General features: G+C 59.0%; 15 protein-coding genes and 4 tRNA genes. 12 read left to right on the top strand and 7 right to left on the bottom strand.

Annotated elements, in window-relative coordinates:
- Positions 1-78: 78 nt before the first annotated feature.
- The 3 genes from PSH96_RS18030 to PSH96_RS18020 are packed head-to-tail and all read right to left on the bottom strand — an operon-like array spanning position 79 to position 5,858.
- The gene (locus tag PSH96_RS18030) at positions 79-1,497 is read right to left on the bottom strand and encodes an efflux transporter outer membrane subunit (RefSeq protein ID WP_305454167.1); all 1,419 of its coding nucleotides are present in this window, start codon (positions 1,495-1,497) and stop codon (positions 79-81) included.
- Entirely contained in the window at positions 1,481-2,647 is a 1,167-nt protein-coding gene (locus tag PSH96_RS18025) for an efflux RND transporter periplasmic adaptor subunit (RefSeq protein WP_305454166.1), read from the bottom strand. Before PSH96_RS18025 ends, PSH96_RS18030 begins: the two co-directional genes overlap by 17 nt.
- Positions 2,637-5,858: an efflux RND transporter permease subunit gene (locus PSH96_RS18020; protein ID WP_305454165.1), complete on the bottom strand. Its 3,222-nt coding sequence runs from the start codon at positions 5,856-5,858 to the stop codon at positions 2,637-2,639. The genes PSH96_RS18025 and PSH96_RS18020 overlap by 11 nt, the downstream gene beginning before the upstream one ends.
- Before the next feature lie 225 nt (positions 5,859-6,083).
- Between PSH96_RS18020 and PSH96_RS18015 the strand changes: the two genes are divergently transcribed.
- The gene (locus PSH96_RS18015) at positions 6,084-6,494 is read left to right on the top strand and encodes a hypothetical protein (RefSeq protein ID WP_305454164.1); all 411 of its coding nucleotides are present in this window, start codon (positions 6,084-6,086) and stop codon (positions 6,492-6,494) included.
- On the opposite strand, the gene PSH96_RS18010 is transcribed toward PSH96_RS18015, so the two are convergent.
- Positions 6,491-6,652, bottom strand: a complete 162-nt coding sequence (locus tag PSH96_RS18010; RefSeq protein ID WP_305454162.1) for a hypothetical protein — start codon at positions 6,650-6,652, stop codon at positions 6,491-6,493. The two genes, PSH96_RS18015 and PSH96_RS18010, sit on opposite strands and share 4 nt — an antisense overlap.
- A gap of 197 nt (positions 6,653-6,849) precedes the next feature.
- Between PSH96_RS18010 and PSH96_RS18005 the strand changes: the two genes are divergently transcribed.
- Positions 6,850-7,512, top strand: a complete 663-nt coding sequence (locus tag PSH96_RS18005) for a peptidase C39 family protein (protein ID WP_069788300.1) — start codon at positions 6,850-6,852, stop codon at positions 7,510-7,512.
- A 166-nt stretch (positions 7,513-7,678) separates the two neighbouring features.
- On the opposite strand, the gene pbpG is transcribed toward PSH96_RS18005, so the two are convergent.
- Both pbpG and folD read right to left on the bottom strand, forming a co-directional pair.
- A complete protein-coding gene (pbpG, locus tag PSH96_RS18000; protein WP_065931109.1) occupies positions 7,679-8,602 on the bottom strand; it encodes a D-alanyl-D-alanine endopeptidase in 924 nt (307 codons plus the stop codon).
- 209 nt (positions 8,603-8,811) lie between these two features.
- Positions 8,812-9,666: a bifunctional methylenetetrahydrofolate dehydrogenase/methenyltetrahydrofolate cyclohydrolase FolD gene (folD, locus tag PSH96_RS17995; RefSeq protein ID WP_305454160.1), complete on the bottom strand. Its 855-nt coding sequence runs from the start codon at positions 9,664-9,666 to the stop codon at positions 8,812-8,814.
- A 276-nt stretch (positions 9,667-9,942) separates the two neighbouring features.
- On the opposite strand from folD, the gene PSH96_RS17990 reads away from it, so the two are divergent.
- From PSH96_RS17990 to PSH96_RS17975, 4 genes are all read left to right on the top strand, one after another.
- Positions 9,943-10,019, top strand: a tRNA-Arg gene (locus PSH96_RS17990).
- Between the two features lie 32 nt (positions 10,020-10,051).
- A tRNA-His gene (locus PSH96_RS17985) sits at positions 10,052-10,127 on the top strand.
- Between the two features lie 55 nt (positions 10,128-10,182).
- A tRNA-Leu gene (locus PSH96_RS17980) sits at positions 10,183-10,267 on the top strand.
- 76 nt (positions 10,268-10,343) lie between these two features.
- Positions 10,344-10,419, top strand: a tRNA-His gene (locus PSH96_RS17975).
- Positions 10,420-10,646: 227 nt separating this feature from the next.
- Here the strand turns inward: PSH96_RS17975 and PSH96_RS17965 are convergent.
- The gene (locus PSH96_RS17965; RefSeq protein ID WP_305454159.1) at positions 10,647-10,907 is read right to left on the bottom strand and encodes a hypothetical protein; all 261 of its coding nucleotides are present in this window, start codon (positions 10,905-10,907) and stop codon (positions 10,647-10,649) included.
- A 222-nt stretch (positions 10,908-11,129) separates the two neighbouring features.
- On the opposite strand from PSH96_RS17965, the gene tig reads away from it, so the two are divergent.
- The 6 genes from tig (at position 11,130) to PSH96_RS17935 (ending at position 19,686) form a co-directional block, all read left to right on the top strand.
- Complete coding sequence (gene tig / locus PSH96_RS17960) at positions 11,130-12,440, top strand: trigger factor (RefSeq protein ID WP_056861394.1); 1,311 nt, start codon at positions 11,130-11,132, stop codon at positions 12,438-12,440.
- Between the two features lie 91 nt (positions 12,441-12,531).
- Positions 12,532-13,167, top strand: a complete 636-nt coding sequence (gene clpP / locus PSH96_RS17955; RefSeq protein WP_003174822.1) for an ATP-dependent Clp endopeptidase proteolytic subunit ClpP — start codon at positions 12,532-12,534, stop codon at positions 13,165-13,167.
- 112 nt (positions 13,168-13,279) lie between these two features.
- Positions 13,280-14,563: an ATP-dependent Clp protease ATP-binding subunit ClpX gene (clpX, locus tag PSH96_RS17950; RefSeq protein ID WP_017136464.1), complete on the top strand. Its 1,284-nt coding sequence runs from the start codon at positions 13,280-13,282 to the stop codon at positions 14,561-14,563.
- Between the two features lie 199 nt (positions 14,564-14,762).
- Positions 14,763-17,159, top strand: a complete 2,397-nt coding sequence (gene lon, locus PSH96_RS17945) for an endopeptidase La (RefSeq protein ID WP_017136465.1) — start codon at positions 14,763-14,765, stop codon at positions 17,157-17,159.
- Positions 17,160-17,307: 148 nt separating this feature from the next.
- Complete coding sequence (locus PSH96_RS17940; RefSeq protein WP_003174819.1) at positions 17,308-17,580, top strand: HU family DNA-binding protein; 273 nt, start codon at positions 17,308-17,310, stop codon at positions 17,578-17,580.
- Positions 17,581-17,811: 231 nt separating this feature from the next.
- Positions 17,812-19,686 (top strand): SurA N-terminal domain-containing protein, encoded by a 1,875-nt coding sequence (locus PSH96_RS17935; protein WP_305454158.1) that lies wholly within the window; start codon positions 17,812-17,814, stop codon positions 19,684-19,686.
- Positions 19,687-19,816 lie beyond the last annotated feature (130 nt).

Below are 19,816 nucleotides of genomic sequence, written 5' to 3'. Positions count from 1 at the left end.
GCCCCGACAAGCCAGCTCCCACATTTTGGTCTGTGAATACATTCCAAATGTGGGAGCTGGCTGTGCTGACGAGCGCTGTCAGGCACCGGGTTGCCAGCCGCCGCCGAGCGCCGTGACTAACCCCACACTCGCCTGCAACTGCCGCGTCTGCACGGCCTGCAAGGTTCGCTGTGCCTGCAACGCTGCCGTCTGCGCGGTGACCACATCCAGATAACTCACAGCCCCGGCCTGATAGCTGTTCATCGCCAACGACTGCGTATGTTCTGCCGCGTCCGCTGCCGCTTGCTCATCCTGGGCTTCCTGTTGCAAATCCCGCAGTTGCGCCAGGTTATCTTCCACCTCGCGCACAGCTTTGAGCACATGGCTACGGTACTGCGCCGACGCCTCTTCAAACTCGGCCTTGGCTTGGCGCTCATTGGCGCTCAGCCGCCCACCATCAAAGATCGGCAGATTCACCAACGGCCCCAGCGCCCAGTAGCGGTTACCGGCAGACAGCAGGTTGCCAACCCCTTGAGTCTGCCCGCCGATCAACCCGGTGAGACTGAAATCCGGATACCACGCCGCCTTGGCCACGCCAATATTGGCATTGGCCGCAAACACCCGCCGTTCCGCCGCCGCAATGTCCGGGCGACGTTGCAGCAGGTGACTCGGCAGCTGCGATGGAATGCCCGGCAAGGCAATCAATTGCTGGCTCGGCGGCAGCGTGAAGTTGCTGGCCGCCACACCCACCAATTCACCAATGGCATGCTCGGTGAGGTTGCGTTGCCCGCGCACTTCATCCAGCTGAGCCTTGGCTTCGGCCAGTTGGTTTTGCGCACGGGTGAGGTCCAGCTCCGAAGCAATCTGGCCTTCGTATCGGCTGCGGGTCAGTTGCAGCGCCTGGCTGAAATCCTCCAGCGAGCTATTGAGGATCCGACTCTGCGCATCCAGGCCGTTGAGCTGCACATACAAGGTCGCCAGCTGATGCTGCAGGCTCAGGCGCGCCACCGCCAGGTCATCCCCGGAGGCTTGCGCCTGGGCATCACCGGCCGCGACCTGGTTGCGGATCTTGCCCCACAGGTCCAGGTCGTAGCTCAGCGAAAACGCAGCGGTATTGCTGTTGTACACCGACGGCTGCGTATCGCCGCGCAGCGGCCGCGAATCCGATTGCCGCTGGCGCAATGGCTGCGCGCTGGCGGTGATCTGCGGGAATAGCCCAGCGTGCAATTGGCTGGCATACGCCTGGGATGCATCAAAGTGCGCCAGCGCCGCCGCCAGGTCAGGGTTGGCCTTGAGCAGTTGCTGTTGCAGGTCATTGAGGTGCGGGTCGTTGTAGAGCTTCCACCATTGGGGTGCCAGTTGGTCGGACGGTTGCGCGCTGTGCCACGGGCCATCGCTGGTCTGTTCGCGGTAGCCGGCCGGCAGGTCAACTGCGGGCACCTTGTAGGTGGGCGCCATCGAGCAGCCCTGCAAGGCCAGCAGCACCAACGCCGCGAGGGGGTTAAACCTTATGCGCATGCGCACCTCCGGCTTGGGCCAGTTGTACCGGATCGCCTTCGCGCAGGGCGTCGGGCGGGTTGTCGACCACGCGGTCGGCGGGTTTAAGGCCTTGGTCGATCACCAAGCGTTCGCCCAGGTCCAGGCCGATGTGGATGTCTTGCAGGTGCACGTGGTTCTGCGCGTCCAGCACCGCCACCTGGGTGCCTTGGGCGCGGAAGATCAAGGCGCTGGCCGGGATGCTCACGCCGTGGGTGTCGGCCGGGATTGGCAGGGTGGCTTCGGCGTAGTCACCGGGCAGCAGTTCGCCGTTGGGGTTGTCGGCGACGAATTGCGCAAGCAGGGTGCCGGAACGGCGGTCGATGGCGGTTGAGTCGCCGATCAGGCGCGCCTTGAAGTGTTCGCCAGGGTGTTCGGGCACGGTCAGTTCGGCTACCAGTCCTGGGTGGATCACCGACGCGTAGTTCTGTGGCACCGGCACGTACAGGCGCAGTTGGTGAGTGTCGGCGATGTTGAACAGTTCCGGGTCGCTGTCGGTATCGGCCTTGATCAACTGGCCGATATCGGTGTTGCGCGCGGTGATGGTACCGGCGAACGGCGCGCGGATGGTTTTGTAGCTTTCCAGTGCCGACAGCCGCGCATAGTCGGCAGCAGCGGCCTCGGCGTTGGCTTTGGCCGCGGCGGCGTTGGAGGTTTTTTCATCCGCCTCCTGACGCGACACCGAATGGCTGGCGAGCAGGTTCTGCCAGCGTGTGGCGGTGGTTGCGGCCAGGCGTGCATTGGCCTGTTCCTGGAGCAGGCGGGCGTGGGTTTGTGCCAGCTGTTGGTCGAGGTCCGGGCTGTCGATTTCGGCGAGGATCTGCCCGGCTTTTACCTGGCTGCCGATGTCGACTTTCCAGTCCTTGAGGTAGCCGCTCACCCGCGCATGAATCGGCGCCTTGCTCCAGGCGTCGAGGTGCGCGGGCAGGCGCAGGGTATCGCCAGCTGCGTTGAGCTTGGGCTGGAACACCATCACCTGGGGGATGGCGGCGGTTTCGGTCCAGGCCGTCACCGCTTCTTCGTGGGTGGTGCGGGCGTGCAGGCCGTTGGCGACCAACAGGGCGGCCAATGTCAGGCCGCCGACACCCAGGAGCATCAGACGCTTGCGCGAGGGTTTGTGATCAGACGACATGTGGGGTTTCTCCAGCAACTTCGCGAGTAGGGTGACGACCGTGGACCAGGCTGAAGACCACGGGTACAAACAACAACGTGGCGATGGTGGCGAAGATCAAGCCACCGATGACGGCGCGGCCGAGCGGGGCGTTCTGCTCTTCGGAAATCGCCAGCGGCAACATGCCGATGATCATCGCCAGGGCGGTCATGCACACCGGGCGGAAGCGCGTGTAACCGGCTTCCATGGCGGCCTTCAACGCATCGCCATGTTCGGCCAGGCGTTCACGGCAGAAGCTCACCACCAGGATCGAGTTGGCGGTGGCCACGCCCATACAGAGGATCGCGCCGGTGAGTGCCGGCACCGACAACGAGGTGCCGCTGAGGAACAGCATCCACACAATCCCTGCCAGTGCGGCCGGCAGTGCAGTGATGATCACAAACGGGTCAGCCCACGACTGGAAGTTGACCACGATCAGCAGGTAGATCAGCACCACGGCGCCGAGCAGGCCGAAGCTCAGACCGCTGAAGGCTTCATGCAGCGCATCGATCTGCCCGTGCAGGCTGATCACCGCGCCTTTGGGACGCATGGAGGCGGTGTCATCCAGCACTTTTTGCACGTCACGGGCCACGCCGCCGAGGTCGCGGCCTTGCACGTTGGCGTACAGGTCCAGGGTCGGTTCGATGTTGTAGTGGGTCACCACCGCCGGGCTTTGTACGCGGGAGATGCTCGCCACGCCGCCGAGGATTTGCGATTGCCCATCGGCACCGGTCACCGGCAGGGCTTCCAGTGACGGCAAGCTGTCGAGGCGGTATTGCGGGGTGGCGGCGACGATGGAGTAGGACACGCCGTTGGCCGGGTTAAGCCAGAACGTCGGCGCCACCTGGGAGCTGCCGGCCAGCGAGGCGACCATGCTGTTGGTCACGTCACGCTCGGTGATGCCCAGGCCATTGGCGCGCATACGGTCGACGTTTACTTGCAACGACGGGTAGCCCGTGGACTGCTGGATGCGCAGGTCGGCAATGCCCGGAATATGTTGCAGGCGGCGCTCCAGTTCGATGGCGTAGGCGCGGTTTTCAGCATCGCTGCGCCCGGAGATTTTCACGTCCAGCGGCGCCGGGGCACCGAAGTTGAGAATCTGGCTGCTGATGTCGGCAGGCAGGAACGCAAAGTGGCTGCCGGGGAAGCTTTGCGGCAAGGCTTCACGCAGTTTTTTCACGTAGTCGGCGGTCGGCGCGTGGTCTTTTTTCAAGCTGACCTGGATGTCGCCATCCTGCGGGCCGATGGTGCCGCTGCTGCTGTAGGCCATGTCGATGCCGCTGAGCGGGATGCCGATGTTGTCGACGATGGTGTCGAGCTCTGCGGCGGGGATCACTTTACGAATCCGCGCTTCGATGCGGTCGAACGCCGCCGCGCTTTCTTCGATACGCGTGCCCAATGGCAAGCGTACGTGCAGGGCCAGGGCACCGGCGTCGGTGGCCGGGAAGAAATCCTGGCCCAGGCTTGGCAACAGCAGGAACGAGGCCAGCACGCAGGCCAGGAAGCCGACGATAAAGCGCTTGCGTGCGCCCAGCGCCAGCGTCAGCAGGCCGTGGTAGGTGTCGCGGATATTCGAGAAGTGCCGCTCGAAACCCTGCTGGAAATTCAGCACCGATTGCAGCACGCGATTGCGCGGCTTCTTGTGCTGTTCACCTTCGTGGTGGTTGATGAACTCATCTTCCGGGTGATGCCCAGGCCCTTGCTCGGGCACGTGCGGCTTGAGCAAAAACATCGCCAGGGTCGGCACCAGGGTGCGCGAGAGAATGAACGAACTGGCCATGGCGAAAATCACCGCCAGCGCCATCGGCCGGAACAGGTAACCGGCGATGCCTTGCAGCAGGAACATCGGCACAAACACGATGCAAATACACAGCAGCGACACAAACGCCGGGCCGACGATCTGCGCGGCGCCGTCGAGGATCGCGGTCTTCACCGCCTTGCCTTGTTCCAGGTGCCAATTGATGTTTTCGATGGTCACCGTGGCATCGTCCACCAGAATCCCCACCGCCAACGCGAGCCCGCCGAGGGTCATCACGTTGAGGGTTTGCCCGGTGGCCGCGAGCAATGCAATGGCCGACAACACCGCCAGAGGAATCGAGGCGGCGATGATCAAGGTGGAGCGCCAGCTGCCGAGGAACAGCAGGATCATCGCACTGGTCAGCAATGCGGCAATGATGCCTTCCTGGGCCACGCTGCCCACCGATTGTTTAACGAACACCGAGGCGTCGCCCAGCAGTGAGGTCTTCAGCGACGGCGGCAGGGTTTCGTTGATGCGCGGCAGCATCTGGCGGATGCCGTCGATGATCGACAGGGTAGAGATGCTGCCGTTTTTCAACGCCGGCATCAGCACCGCACGGTGGCCGTCGACGCGCACGATGTTGGTCTGCGGCGGCGAGCCGTCACGCACGTGGGCCACCTGGCCGATGGTGATGATTGCGCCGTCGACCGTCTTGATCGGCAGGTCGTTGAGCTCATCAATCGCCTTGGGGCTGTTGTTAAGCAGGATCGTGTATTCGTTGGGGCCGAGTTTGGCGGTACCCACTGGGATGATCTGGTTTTGCAGTGCCAGCGCGTTGCCCACGTCCTGTGCCGACAAGCCTTTGGCGGCCAGCGCCTGGGGGTCGAGGTCGAGGGTGATCTGGCGTTGCTTGCCGCCCATTGGCGTGGGCATGGCCAGGCCGGGCAGGGCGCTCAGGGGCAGGCGGATATTGTTCTGCACCAGGTCGCGGATCTTGGCTTCCGAGAGGCTGGGGCTGGAAAACGCCAGTTGCAGGATCGGCACCGTGGAGGCGCTGTAGTTGAGGATCAGCGGCGGCGTGATGCCCGGTGGCATCTGCTTGAGCACGGTTTGTGACACGGCCGTCACTTGGGCGTTGGCGGTGCGGATATCCACGCCGGGCTGGAAGAAGATCTTGACGATGCCCATGCCGGGCAGCGATTGCGATTCGATGTGTTCGATGTCGTTAACGGTGGTGCTCAAGGAGCGTTCGTAGGTGTAGATCACCCGACCGGCCATGGCGTCCGGCGACAGGCCGTTGTACTGCCAGACCACAGCGACGACGGGGATGCCGATATCGGGAAAAACATCCGTGGGGGTTCGCAGGGCCGCCATCGGCCCGATGATGCAGATGAATATGGCCAACACGATAAACGTGTAGGGCTTTTGCAGTGCGGTCTTTACCAGCCCGAGCATGCGTGAACCTCCGAGGGAGCAGGATTGCAAACCCCGGCAGTCTTGCCCGACCCACCTAACACGCACCTTTCAGCCAGGTGAAGGAACATTTAGTTAACGGCTGAAGATCGTTTCATATGTATTCATTTGTTCTACATAAGGCCGCTCTCCAAGCTTGTAACCCATCGGCGGCGATACAGTTGAATCGCTTCCAACCTTTTAACTGAAGCCCTTTGGAGCCCTGCCATGTCACTCAAACCTTTGTTGTTGATCCCCGCACTGGGTGTTGTTTTGTTGTTGTCGGCCTGCGCCGGCCCCCTCCCTAAAGCCGACCCGAGCGAAGCGTGGATCGGTCTGAAGGAAGAAGCGCCAAATGACCTGATGGCCGAGCGCGTCGACGGCCACCGCGTGGACGACGGCCGCTATTTTGAAGTGACGCCGGGGGACCATCGTTTGGATGTGACACTGTTTGAAGAAGAGCCGGGCGACGACAACCAGCAAGACTGCCAGGGCCGGGTCGAATACAAGAATTTCAAGGCGGGTGAGCACTACACGCTGGTGGAATCCAGCCTGGGTACTACCGTGCGTGCCGTGCTCAAGGACGGTCACGGCAAGGAAGTGGCCGCGACTCAAGACTTCAGTTGCATGCCTGGCTAGGCGTGATGCACCGCGGCCTTGTGCGGCTTGGCCGGTGCAACAGGTGTGACATGGGGGTGGTGATGCCGACGCGTTACGCGCATCACGCCCCACAACATGGCGGCGGCTACTGCCAGCCAACCACAGACCAACATGAAAATCGTTGTTGCAAGGCTCATTCCGGCCTCCTTTCGCCCCGCTGGGGGCACACACAGTCTTCTCAATGGACAGTCTAGTCAGCTGGCGGTTGCGTGCTATTGACCAATGGTCGAATCGGTCCAACTTGTTGGCTATATCAGCGCGCTGTCACTGCTCCCTGAATGCGATTGGGCTATGATCTGGACCCTTACCGGCCGTTGATCAAGAGAGTAAAAAATTGCGCTTACGCTCGAACGTTAAAACCTCCTTGTTGCTGGCGTGCGCCCTCGGGCTGGCGGCGTGTTCCGGGCACCCGTCGAAACTGGCGGGGTTGCCGGAGCGCGTTGAACTCACGGGCGTGCCGGCGTATCGCAGCGAGGCCTATCAGAGCGGTCCTTCAGCATTAGCCAGCATGCTGTCGCAACAAGGCATTGTCATGACACCCGGTTTACTCGACAAACCGCTGCACTTGCCGGGCGGCGAGGCGAACCTTGAGCGCAACATGCAGGTGCTGGCGCGTGAATACGGGCTGATGGTGTACCCGCTGGACAGCCAGTTGACGGCCGTGCTGGCGCAAGTGGCGGCGGGTTATCCGGTGATGGCGCGGATCAACCCGAGCATGTGGTCGGGTACGCGTTATGTGGTTGTGGTGGGGTTCAACCAGCAGAAGAGCACGGTGTTGCTGCGTTCGGGCATGGACCGGCGGTTGTTGATGAGCTTCAGTGATTTTGAATCGGCGTGGAAGAGCGCAGGGCACTGGGCGATTTTGACCCAGCGCCCGAGCCAGTTGCCGGCGAATGTGGATGTGCAGCGCTGGAGAGATTCTGCCAATGCCACGGCGCAGGCCGGGCAGGAACAGGCGGCGGCGCAGGCGCTCAAGGTGTTGGCTGAGAGAAAGTAAAAGGCACTGAAGGCCAAGGCCTGTGAGTAAGGCTATAGCCTGTGGGAGCTGGCTTGCCTGCGATGCAGGCAACTCGGTTTATCTGTTACACCGCGTTGATGCTGTCGCAGGCAAGCCAGCTCCCACACAAGCCAGCTCCCACACAAGCCAGCTCCCACATTATTATTTAGCGGCGTACTTCAGCCGCGTTCGGGCGACTCTTCAGGTTCTTGTCAGCCTTGTAGCGCAAGGCCACGTCCGGCACCGAACCGCTGCGGCCAGTCTCGACCCAGTTGCGGATACGCGTGGCGTCGGCAAAATGGGTGAACTTGCCGAACGCATCAAGGATCACCAGCGACACCGGGCGGTTGCCCATGCTGGTCACCAGCACCAGGCAATGGCCGGCCTGGTTGGTGAAGCCGGTCTTGGTCAGCTTGATATCCCAGTTGGCGCGGTTGATCAGGTGGTCGGTGTTGGAGAAACCCAAGGTGTAGTTGGGCTTGCGGAACGCCACGGTCTTTTCCTTGGTGGTGCTCAGTTGGCTCAGCATCGGGTATTTACGCGCGGCGGCCAGCAGTTTGCTCAGGTCGCGGGCGGTGGACACGTTGTGAATCGACAGGCCGGTAGGTTCCACGTAGTGCGTGCTGGTCATGCCCAGCGCCTTGGCCTTGGCGTTCATCGCTGCAATAAACGCCGGGTAGCCGCCTGGGTAGTGGTGAGCCAGGCTCGCGGCGGCGCGGTTTTCCGAGGACATCAAAGCAATCAGCAGCATTTCCTTGCGCGGCATTTCGCTGCCGATTTTCACCCGGGAGAACACGCCTTTCATTTCTGGCGTGTCCTTGATGTTGATGTCGATGTACTCATCCATGTTCTGTTTGGCTTCGAGCACGATCAGGCCGGTCATCAGCTTGCTGACGGAGGCAATCGGCACCACCACGTCGGGGTTGCTGGCGTAGATGACTTTATTGGTCTGCAGGTCGACCAGGATGGCGCTGCCGGAAGCGATCTGCAGTTTGGAGGTATCACGCGGGGCGATTGTGGTTTCGCTGGCGTGCGCGAAGGTGCCTGTAAATGCAAACAATAGGCTGACAAGAGAGAGACGAATTTTCACGCGGGTGAACTCGCTAAAAAAGTAAGGAAAATGCCGTTCGAAAACGGTTTTTTGATAAATGCCGTTACATTTTAGGAGTATGGACGAAGAACTGTCGAATGTTCTTCTAGAACCAGACGAAAGTACTTAAAAACTAAGAAAAAAAGGGTTTTTAGCCGCGCAATAAAAAGCCCTGCGATAAGGCAGGGCTTTTTCAGTACCACTGGTTATTAGTCGTGCAGGGTTTCTGCCGCGTACAGGGTATTTTCCAGCAGGCACGCACGGGTCATCGGGCCGACACCGCCGGGTACCGGGGTGATCCAGCCGGCACGGGGCAGGGCGGTTTCGTACACCACGTCGCCGACCAGCTTGCCGTCATCCTGACGGTTGATGCCCACATCGATCACGATGGCGCCTTCCTTGATCCACTCGCCCTTGACCAGGCCCGGCTTGCCGGCGGCAACCACCACCAGGTCGGCGCGGCCAACGTGGCCGGCGAGGTCCTTGGTGAAACGGTGGGTCACAGTCACGGTGCAGCCGGCCAGCAGCAGTTCCATGGCCATCGGGCGACCGACGATGTTGGAGGCACCGACCACTACCGCATCGAGGCCGTACAGATCGACGCCGGTGCTTTCCAGCAGGGTCATGATGCCCTTCGGGGTGCACGGGCGCAGCAGCGGAATACGCTGGGCCAGGCGGCCGACGTTATACGGGTGGAAGCCGTCGACGTCTTTGTCCGGGCGGATGCGCTCCAGCAGTCTGGAGGCGTCCAGGTGCTCGGGCAGCGGCAGTTGCAGCAGGATGCCGTCGATGGCCGGGTCGTCGTTGAGGCCGTCGATCAGGTCGGTAAGCGCCTGCTGGGTGGTCTCGGAAGGCAAGTCGTAGGCCTTGGAAATAAAGCCGACCTCTTCACAGTCTTTACGCTTGTGCGAGACATAAACCTGAGAGGCAGGATCGCTGCCGACCAGGATCACCGCGAGGCCAGGCGTGCGCAGGCCTTGCAGGCGGCGCTCGGTGACTCGTTTGGCGATCTGCTGGCGCAGGCTGGCGGCGATTGATTTGCCGTCGATAAGTTGTGCAGTCATTACGCGTGATTAACCATCGAGAGGGGGAAGAAAAGTGCGCGCATTCTCGCACGCCATGACGTGAGGGCAAAGGCGCTTGGTCTGCAAATTGCCCTAACCCCTTAAATAAAATCAGTTTTTTTCAAAAAAGATTTGACGGGTATCAAGGCCGTCTATACTATTCGTCGCACTTGTCGGGCACAGCCTAGCACTGGTTAAGAAGGTCGAGCAGATAGAGCTGTTCTGCAAGGCTGGAAGCACTTAGTTTGTAATCTTCAACGAGTACAGATTAATAAGGCGCCCGTAGCTCAGCTGGATAGAGCATCCGCCTTCTAAGCGGATGGTCGCAGGTTCGAGTCCTGCCGGGTGCGCCATTAGGCAGCTTTGGCACAAGTAGCGCTAGATGGTGGGCGTAGCTCAGTTGGTAGAGCACGGGATTGTGACTCCCGTTGTCGAGGGTTCGATCCCCTTCGTCCACCCCATATTTAAAAGGCGCCAGATTAATCGTCTGGCGCCTTTGCTTTAAGAGCTTCAAGCGCGGATGTGGTGGAATTGGTAGACACACTGGATTTAGGTTCCAGCGCCGCGAGGCGTAAGAGTTCGAGTCTCTTCATCCGCACCAATTAAGCGTCATCCAGCCGTCAGGCAGGGTGAGGCCAGACAAGGAAGGTGTTCGAGTTCCTTGTTGATGCAATATGGTGGGCGTAGCTCAGTTGGTAGAGCACGGGATTGTGACTCCCGTTGTCGAGGGTTCGATCCCCTTCGTCCACCCCATATTCTAAAAAGCGCCAGATCAATGATCTGGCGCTTTTTTTTTTGCGTCCAAAAAATACCCGGCCGCGTATGCGTTGATGAGGCGCATTTGTTGTAGGGCTCGAGCTTGAGGAGATTGCCGAGTGGCTGGGCGTCAGTCTGTGCAACGCGCGGGCGCTGCTGCATCGGGCGCGCAGCCGGGTTTTTGCCGCCATCGATCGGTGCCAGGCCTGCGGCATTGATTGGCGTCAAGAAAAAACAAGCATTCTCAATGCCTTGGCGTTAGAATCGTTGCCGGTTTTGAGCGTGTAGAACTGATCCGCGGCTATATAAGGGTCAGTACAGCTATTTAATAGCGAATAACGGCGCAGTACCTGAAAAAGGGCTGTGCCGTTTTTGTTTAAGTGTTTTGAGTTTCCGGGGTAGGGCGTTTCATCGTATTTGTGTTTCTCGATGCTGCCGCCACACCCTTCGACCTTGCTTGCGGGGTCGCTCGTCGGGGTGTGCATCCGGCTCTTCTATATATAGAAGGGCTGGCCTAGAGCCCTGGCGTGATGCGCTGTATTTGCTAACGGGATGAGGTGCATGCGTGCACTTGAACCTATAAATGGCCTGCTGTTTTTCCACCCGTTTTCAGTAGGGTGACTTCTTGAGTTTGACCCACTAGAATGCATGCCCTTGATTCTGGGGTCGGAAACGGCCGGCTAACGTCTGTGCAACGAGGAATATCCATGCAAGTTTCTGTTGAAAATACTACTGCCATCGAGCGCCGCCTGAGCATCACCGTTCCGGCAGAGCGTATTGAGACTGCGGTCAACAAGCGTCTGCAGCAGACTGCCCAAAAGGCCAAGATCGCTGGTTTCCGTCCAGGCAAAGTGCCAATGAGCGAAATCAAGCGTCGTTTTGGTGCCGATGCGCGTCAGGAAGCTGTTGGTGACGTGATCCAGGCTTCCTTCTACGAAGCTGTTGTCGAGCACAAGCTGAACCCGGCGGGTTCGCCTTCGATCGAGCCTAAATCCCTGGAAGCCGGTAAAGACCTGGAATACGTTGCCGTATTCGAAGTGTTCCCGGAATTCACCGTTGCCGGTTTCGAAGACATCGCCGTTGAGCGCCTGAGCGCTGACGTGGCGGATGCCGACCTGGACAACATGCTGGAAATCCTGCGCAAGCAGAACACTCGTTTCGAAGTGGCCGAGCGTGCCGCCCAGAACGAAGACCAGCTGAACATCGATTTTGTTGGCAAGGTTGACGGCGAAGCATTCGCTGGCGGCTCCGCCAAGGGCACCCAGCTGGTGCTGGGTTCCAACCGCATGATCCCGGGTTTCGAAGACGGCCTGGTTGGCGCCAAGGCCGGTGAAGAACGCGTTCTGAGCCTGACTTTCCCGGCTGACTACCAGAACCTGGACCTGGCCGGCAAAGCCGCCGAGTTCACCGTGACCGTCAACAGCGTTTCCGAGCCTAAGCTGCCTGAGCTGAACGAAGAGTTCTTCGCCCAGTTCGGTATCAAGGAAACCGGCATCGACGGATTCCGCACCGAAGTTCGCAAGAACATGGAGCGTGAACTGCGTCAGGCCATCAAGTCCAAGGTCAAGAACCAGGTAATGGATGGTCTGCTGGCCGCCAACCCGATCGAAGTGCCCAAGGCCCTGCTGTCCAACGAAGTGGATCGCCTGCGCGTTCAAGCGGTTCAGCAGTTCGGTGGCAACATCAAGCCTGACCAACTGCCGGCCGAGCTGTTCGAAGAGCAAGCCAAGCGCCGCGTTGTACTGGGTCTGGTCGTGGCTGAAGTGGTCAAGCAATTCGACCTCAAGCCTGACGAAGATCGCGTTCGCGAAATGATCCAGGAAATGGCTTCGGCCTACCAGGAGCCTGAGCAGGTCGTGGCTTGGTACTACAAGAACGACCAGCAACTGAACGAAGTACGTTCGGTTGTGCTGGAAGAACAAGTTGTGGATACTGTTCTGCAGAAGGCTAAGGTGACCGACAAAGCGGTCTCTTACGAAGAAGCAGTCAAACCGGCGGAAGCAGCACAAGCCGACTGATTGTCCAACTCGTTCGAAATATAACCATAAGCCAGCCTCGCGCTGGCTTATGCGTTTTCAAGACATGACTATTTGGGAGTAACTGCAGAGCATGTTCCGTAATTCCTATATTCAGCAGAACTCTGATATCCAGGCCGCTGGCGGCCTGGTCCCGATGGTTGTCGAGCAATCTGCTCGTGGCGAACGCGCCTATGACATCTACTCGCGCCTGCTCAAGGAACGAGTGATTTTTCTGGTCGGCCCGGTAGAGGACTACATGGCCAACCTGATCTGCGCGCAACTGCTGTTCCTTGAAGCGGAAAACCCGGACAAGGACATCCATCTTTACATCAACTCCCCGGGCGGCTCGGTCACTGCAGGCATGTCGATCTACGACACCATGCAGTTCATCAAGCCAAACGTGTCGACCACGTGCATCGGCCAGGCCTGCAGCATGGGCGCGTTCCTGCTGACCGCAGGTGCCGAGGGCAAGCGTTACTGCCTGCCGAACTCGCGTGTGATGATTCACCAGCCGTTGGGCGGTTTCCAGGGCCAGGCATCGGACATCGAAATCCACGCCAAGGAAATCCTGTTTATTCGTGAGCGTCTGAACACGCTGATGGCCAAACACAGCGGGCACACCCTGGAAGAAATCGAGCGTGATACCAACCGCGACAATTTCATGAGCGCTGAAGCTGCTCGTGAATACGGGTTGATCGACGCAGTGATCGAAAAGCGCCCCGCTTAATATAAGCACCTCAAAATAAGGCTGGTCGGCATGTCCGACCACCGGCGGGCTTGAAAAAGCCCGCATAAGCCTTCATCTTGTGTTGCAAGCCTATCGGATTTGGATCGAACGAATGACTGACACCCGCAACGGCGAGGACAACGGCAAGCTGCTCTATTGCTCCTTCTGCGGCAAAAGCCAGCATGAAGTGCGCAAATTGATTGCCGGCCCCTCGGTGTTTATCTGCGACGAGTGCGTCGACCTGTGCAATGACATCATCCGCGAGGAGGTGCAGGAAGCCCAGGCCGAGAGCAGCGCGCATAAATTGCCTTCGCCTAAAGAAATCAGCGGCATCCTTGACCAGTATGTGATTGGTCAAGAGCGTGCAAAAAAGGTTTTGGCGGTAGCGGTGTACAACCACTACAAGCGCTTGAACCAGCGTGACAAGAAAGGCGACGAAGTCGAACTCGGCAAGAGCAACATCTTGCTGATTGGTCCTACAGGTTCGGGTAAAACCCTGCTTGCAGAAACCCTCGCTCGCCTGCTGAACGTTCCGTTCACCATCGCCGACGCCACCACCCTCACCGAGGCTGGCTACGTGGGTGAAGATGTCGAGAACATCATTCAGAAGCTGCTGCAGAAGTGCGACTACGACGTAGAGAAGGCCCAGATGGGTATTGTCTACATCGACGAAATCGACAAGATTTCGCGCAAGTCCGACAACCCGTCGATCACCCGGGACGTTTCCGGTGAAGGCGTGCAGCAAGCCCTGTTGAAACTGATCGAAGGCACGGTTGCTTCCGTACCGCCACAAGGCGGCCGCAAGCACCCGCAGCAGGAATTCCTTCAGGTTGATACGCGCAACATCCTGTTCATCTGTGGCGGTGCATTCTCGGGGCTGGAAAAGGTTATTCAGCAACGTTCCACCCGTGGCGGCATTGGTTTCGGTGCAGAAGTGCGCAGCAAGGAAGAAGGCAAGAAGGTGGGCGAGTCCCTGCGTGAAGTCGAGCCTGACGATTTGGTCAAGTTCGGTCTGATCCCGGAATTCGTTGGCCGTCTGCCGGTCCTGGCCACGTTGGACGAACTGGATGAGGCTGCTCTGATTCAGATCCTCACCGAGCCGAAAAACGCCCTGACCAAGCAATACGCCAAGCTGTTCGAGATGGAAGGTGTAGACCTCGAGTTCCGTACCGACGCGCTCAAATCAGTGGCCAAGCGGGCACTGGAGCGCAAGACCGGTGCACGTGGCCTGCGTTCGATCCTCGAAGGCGTGTTGCTCGACACCATGTACGAAATCCCCTCGCAATCCGAGGTGAGCAAGGTGGTGATCGACGAAAGCGTTATCGAAGGCAAGTCCAAGCCACTGTATATCTACGAAAACAGTGAGCCGGCTGCCAAGGCTGCACCTGACGCGTAAGCGTCAAGCCGTCGCAGTACAAGCAAGGGCCTTTCGAGGCCCTTTCTTTTTATGTGGCGGTTTTTCGGGGCGGTTTGTGTTTTGCGGTTAAATTCGCGTTTATTCATGCGTTTAACTGCTGGCATTGAGCTTGTTTTTTTTGCGTACAGCCCCCATCTTGGTTTCAAGCTAATTTTTCAACTGTCATAGAGGCGAAATCATGAAGACAACCATTGAATTGCCTCTCCTGCCGTTGCGTGATGTCGTCGTCTATCCGCACATGGTTATCCCGCTGTTCGTGGGGCGCGAGAAGTCTATCGAAGCCCTCGAGGCTGCGATGACGGGCGACAAGCAAATCCTGCTGTTGGCCCAGAAGAATCCTGCTGATGATGATCCAGGCGAAGACGCCCTGTATCGCGTCGGCACCGTTGCGACTGTTCTGCAATTGCTCAAGTTGCCCGATGGCACCGTCAAGGTGCTGGTCGAAGGCGAGCAGCGTGGTGCGGTCGAGCGCTTCATGGAGGTGGACGGTCATCTGCGCGCCGAAGTGGCGCTGATCGACGAAGTCGAAGCCCCCGAGCGCGAATCCGAAGTGTTTGTGCGCAGCCTGCTCTCGCAGTTCGAGCAGTATGTGCAGCTGGGCAAGAAAGTCCCGGCTGAAGTGCTGTCTTCCCTCAACAGCATCGATGAGCCAAGCCGCCTGGTCGACACCATGGCCGCGCACATGGCGCTCAAGATCGAGCAGAAGCAGGACATCCTCGAAATCATCGATCTGCCGGCCCGTGTCGAACACGTGCTGGCGCTGCTGGATGGCGAAATCGACCTGCTGCAGGTTGAGAAGCGCATCCGTGGTCGCGTGAAGAAACAAATGGAGCGCAGCCAGCGCGAGTACTACCTGAATGAGCAGATGAAGGCCATTCAGAAAGAGCTCGGCGACAGCGAAGAAGGCCACAACGAAGTCGAAGAGCTGAAAAAGCGCATCGACGCCGCCGGCCTGCCTAAAGACGCCCTGACCAAGGCCATGGCTGAGCTGAACAAGCTCAAGCAAATGTCGCCAATGTCGGCCGAAGCCACCGTGGTGCGCTCCTACATCGACTGGCTGGTGCAGGTGCCGTGGAAGGCTCAGACCAAAGTGCGCCTGGACCTGGCCCGTGCCGAAGAGATCCTTGACGCCGACCACTACGGTCTCGAAGAAGTCAAAGAACGCATCCTCGAATACCTCGCCGTGCAAAAGCGCGTGAAGAAAATTCGTGGCCCGGTGTTGTGCCTGGTCGGGCCTCCGGGTGTAGGTAAAACCTCCCTGGCCGAGTCGATTGCCAGTGCCACCAACCGTAAATTTGTGCGCATGGCCCTTGGCGGTGTGCGTGATGAAGCGGAAATTCGTGGCCATCGCCGTACTTACATCGGTTCGATGCCGGGAAGATTGATTCAAAAAATGACAAAGGTGGGTGTGCGCAACCCGCTGTTCCTGCTCGATGAAATCGACAAAATGGGCAGCGACATGCGTGGCGATCCGGCCTCGGCGTTGCTCGAAGTGCTCGACCCCGAGCAGAACCACAATTTCAACGACCATTACCTGGAAGTCGACTACGACTTGTCCGACGTAATGTTCCTGTGCACCTCCAACTCCATGAACATCCCGCCAGCCCTGCTGGACCGGATGGAGGTGATTCGTCTGCCGGGTTACACCGAAGACGAGAAGATCAACATCGCCGTCAAATACCTCGCGCCCAAGCAGATTTCGGCCAATGGCCTGAAAAAAGGCGAGATCGAATTTGACGTCGAAGCGATCCGCGACATCGTGCGTTACTACACCCGCGAAGCCGGCGTGCGTGGCCTTGAGCGTCAGATTGCGAAGATCTGCCGTAAAGCGGTCAAGGAACACTCGCTGGAAAAACGCTTCTCGGTGAAGGTGGTTGCCGATTCCCTGGAGCACTTCCTGGGCGTGAAGAAATTCCGTTACGGCCTGGCTGAGCAGCAGGATCAGGTAGGGCAGGTAACGGGCCTGGCGTGGACCCAGGTGGGCGGCGAACTGCTGACCATCGAAGCTGCGGTGATCCCGGGCAAAGGCCAGCTTATCAAGACGGGTTCGCTGGGTGATGTGATGGTCGAATCGATCACCGCCGCGCAGACCGTGGTGCGCAGCCGCGCCAAGAGCCTGGGGATCCCCCTGGACTTCCACGAGAAGCACGACACCCACATCCACATGCCGGAAGGGGCGACCCCCAAAGACGGCCCTAGCGCGGGTGTAGGCATGTGCACGGCACTGGTGTCGGCACTGACTGGCATTCCTGTGCGTGCCGATGTGGCGATGACCGGGGAAATTACCCTGCGTGGTCAGGTATTGGCCATCGGTGGTCTGAAAGAGAAATTGCTCGCTGCACATCGGGGTGGTATCAAGACCGTGATCATTCCGGAAGAGAATGTTCGCGACTTGAAGGAAATTCCTGACAATATCAAGCAGGATCTTCAGATTAAACCGGTTAAATGGATTGACGAGGTCCTGCAAATTGCGCTGCAATACGCGCCGGAGCCCTTGCCGGATGTGGCTCCGGAGATTGTCGCAAAGGACGAAAAACGCGAGTCCGATTCCAAGGAAAGAATTAGCACGCATTAATGCGATTAAGCCTGGGGGCTTCCTTGACAGCTTTTTAGAGCCCTTGTTATAAAGCGGCTCTTAAGTGTCTGTAGGCCATTCAGCACTGGTTTTTGCTTTCACCAAAAAACTTAGAATCATACTCAATAGATATATAAGGGGACTTAGAGTGAACAAGTCGGAACTGATTGATGCTATCGCCGCATCCGCTGATATCCCGAAAGCTGCTGCTGGCCGTGCGCTGGACGCAGTAATCGAATCCGTCACTGGCGCTCTGAAGGCCGGCGACTCCGTGGTACTGGTAGGCTTCGGTACTTTCTCTGTGACTGACCGCCCAGCTCGCACTGGCCGTAACCCACAGACTGGCAAAGCACTGCAAATCGCTGCTGCCAAAAAACCAGGTTTCAAAGCCGGTAAAGCCCTGAAAGAAGCGGTTAACTAAGCTTCGTTCAAGCCTTGCCTACCCGGGTCAGACGCAGGTCTGACCTGGCAGCGGAGCGGCAGCTGACCCACGTATCCATCGGGTCGCCAGGGCCTGGGGTGTGGTTCAAAACCCCGTCCGCTCCGCCAGTTACGAGAAGGCGCATCCTCGGATGCGCCTTTCTTCTATCCGGACTCTACCCACGCTCCACGGTTGCCTAATTTTTGAAGATCAACCGTTTCTGGGGGACGCATGCTGCAAAATATCAGGGACAATTCACAAGGCTGGATTGCCAAGACCATTATCGGGATCATCGTCGCATTGATGGCGTTCACCGGTATCGAGGCCATTTTCCAGGCTTCGGGTAACAACAAGCAGGACGTGGCCAAGGTCAACGGTGAAGAAATCACCCAGACCGAACTGGGCCAGGCCGTCGATATGCAACGTCGCCAGCTGATGCAACAGCTGGGCAAGGATTTCGATGCTTCGCTGCTGGACGAAAAACTGCTGCGCGAAGCGGCTCTGAAGGGCCTGATCGATCGCAAGCTGTTGCTGCAAGGCGCCGCGGATTCCAAGTTCGGCTTCTCTGAAGCTGCGCTGGACCAAGTGATCCTGCAGACGCCGGAATTTCAGGTGGACGGCAAGTTCAGTGCCGAACGCTTTGACCAGGTGATCCGTCAGCTGGGCTACACCCGTATGCAATTCCGTCAGATGCTGACCCAGGAAATGCTGATCGGCCAGGTTCGCGCAGGCATCGCCGGCAGCGGTTTTGTCACCGACGCCGAAGTGCTGGCTTTCGCCCGTCTGGAAAAACAGACCCGCGATTTTGCCACCGTCAAGATCAAGACCGACCCTGCGGCGGTGAAGCTTACCGACGATGAGGTCAAGGCTTACTACGACCAGCACGCCAAAGAGTTCATGACCCCGGATCAAGTGGTCATCGATTACCTGGAGCTGAAGAAGTCGTCCTTCTTCGACCAGGTCACCGTCAAGGACGAAGAGCTGCAGGCGGCCTATCAGAAAGAAACCGCCAACCTCGCTGAACAGCGTCGTGCCGCGCATATTCTGATTGAAGTCAACGACAAGACCACCGACGCGCAAGCCAAGGCCAAGATCGAAGACATCCAGGCACGCCTGGCCAAAGGTGAGAAGTTCGAAGCCCTGGCCAAGGAGTTCTCCCAGGATCCAGGTTCGGCCAACAATGGCGGTGACTTGGGCTTTGCCGGCCCTGGCGTCTACGACCCGGACTTCGAAACCGCCCTGTATGCCTTGAACAAGGACCAGGTGTCGGCGCCGGTGCGTACCACCTTCGGTTGGCACTTGATCAAGCTGTTGGGCGTTGAAGCACCAGAAGTGCCCTCGTTTGCCAGCCTGAAAGACAAGCTGACCCGTGAACTCAAGACCCAGCAGGTCGAGCAGCGTTATGTCGAGGCGACCAAGCAATTGGAAGACGCGGCATTCGAAGCCTCCGACCTGGCTCAGCCGGCGTCCGACCTGAAGCTGACCGTGCATACGTCCGCGCCGTTTGGCCGTGAAGGTGGCGAAGGTGTTGCGGCCAACCGTGCCGTGGTCACTGCTGCGTTCAGCCCGGAAGTGCTGGATGAAGGTGCCAACAGCAGCGCTATCGAGCTGGACCCGGAAACCATCATCGTGCTGCGTGCCAAAGAGCATCTGAAGCCAACGCAACTGCCGCTGGAAAGCGTGTCGGCTGCGATCCGCACCCAGATGACCAAAGAGCGCGCCATCGCGGCTGCCAAAACCCATGCCGACGAGTTGATCGCCAGCCTGCGTGATGGCAAGACTCCGTTGAACCAGTCGATCGACGGCCAGGCCTGGAAGGTGACTGAAGCGGCGACCCGTAATGCTGAGGCAATCGAGCCGGCCGTGCTGCAAGCCCTGTTCCGCATGCCTAAGCCTGCGGCCAAGGACAAGCCGACCTTCACCACCGTGACCCTGGCTGACGGTAGCCTGGTGATCGTGCGCTTGAACGGCGTCAACGAAGCTGCAGCCCCTACCGACGAAGAAAAGGCGCAATACCGCCGCTTCCTCGCCTCGCGTATTGGCCAGCAGGACTTTGCTGCCTACCGCAAGCAGTTGGAAACCAAGGCTGACATCAAGAAGTTCTGATGTTGGTTTGAATAGAAAAGCCCCCGGTCCGAAAGACCGGGGGCTTTTTTTTGCGCAATGAGTGGCTCAGAACTGATCGTTCCCACGCGCTGCGTGGTAAGCATCCCGTGACGCGTGTCACCCGTACGCA

Source organism: Pseudomonas sp. FP2338 (assembly GCF_030687515.1).
Classification (GTDB): Bacteria; Pseudomonadota; Gammaproteobacteria; order Pseudomonadales; family Pseudomonadaceae; genus Aquipseudomonas; species Aquipseudomonas salomonii.
This window is presented reverse-complemented; position numbering and strand designations above follow the sequence as displayed.

Coding starts and splice junctions, on each gene's coding strand:
- clpX (WP_017136464.1), top strand. CDS start 13,280: ATGACTGACACCCGCAACGGCGAGGACAACGGCAAGCTGCTCTATTGC.
- folD (WP_305454160.1), bottom strand. CDS start 9,666: ATGACTGCACAACTTATCGACGGCAAATCAATCGCCGCCAGCCTGCGC.
- PSH96_RS18030 (WP_305454167.1), bottom strand. CDS start 1,497: ATGCGCATAAGGTTTAACCCCCTCGCGGCGTTGGTGCTGCTGGCCTTG.
- PSH96_RS18025 (WP_305454166.1), bottom strand. CDS start 2,647: ATGTCGTCTGATCACAAACCCTCGCGCAAGCGTCTGATGCTCCTGGGT.
- PSH96_RS18020 (WP_305454165.1), bottom strand. CDS start 5,858: ATGCTCGGGCTGGTAAAGACCGCACTGCAAAAGCCCTACACGTTTATC.
- PSH96_RS18010 (WP_305454162.1), bottom strand. CDS start 6,652: ATGAGCCTTGCAACAACGATTTTCATGTTGGTCTGTGGTTGGCTGGCA.
- PSH96_RS17935 (WP_305454158.1), top strand. CDS start 17,812: ATGCTGCAAAATATCAGGGACAATTCACAAGGCTGGATTGCCAAGACC.
- PSH96_RS17965 (WP_305454159.1), bottom strand. CDS start 10,907: ATGCACACCCCGACGAGCGACCCCGCAAGCAAGGTCGAAGGGTGTGGC.
- PSH96_RS18015 (WP_305454164.1), top strand. CDS start 6,084: ATGTCACTCAAACCTTTGTTGTTGATCCCCGCACTGGGTGTTGTTTTG.
- clpP (WP_003174822.1), top strand. CDS start 12,532: ATGTTCCGTAATTCCTATATTCAGCAGAACTCTGATATCCAGGCCGCT.
- lon (WP_017136465.1), top strand. CDS start 14,763: ATGAAGACAACCATTGAATTGCCTCTCCTGCCGTTGCGTGATGTCGTC.
- tig (WP_056861394.1), top strand. CDS start 11,130: ATGCAAGTTTCTGTTGAAAATACTACTGCCATCGAGCGCCGCCTGAGC.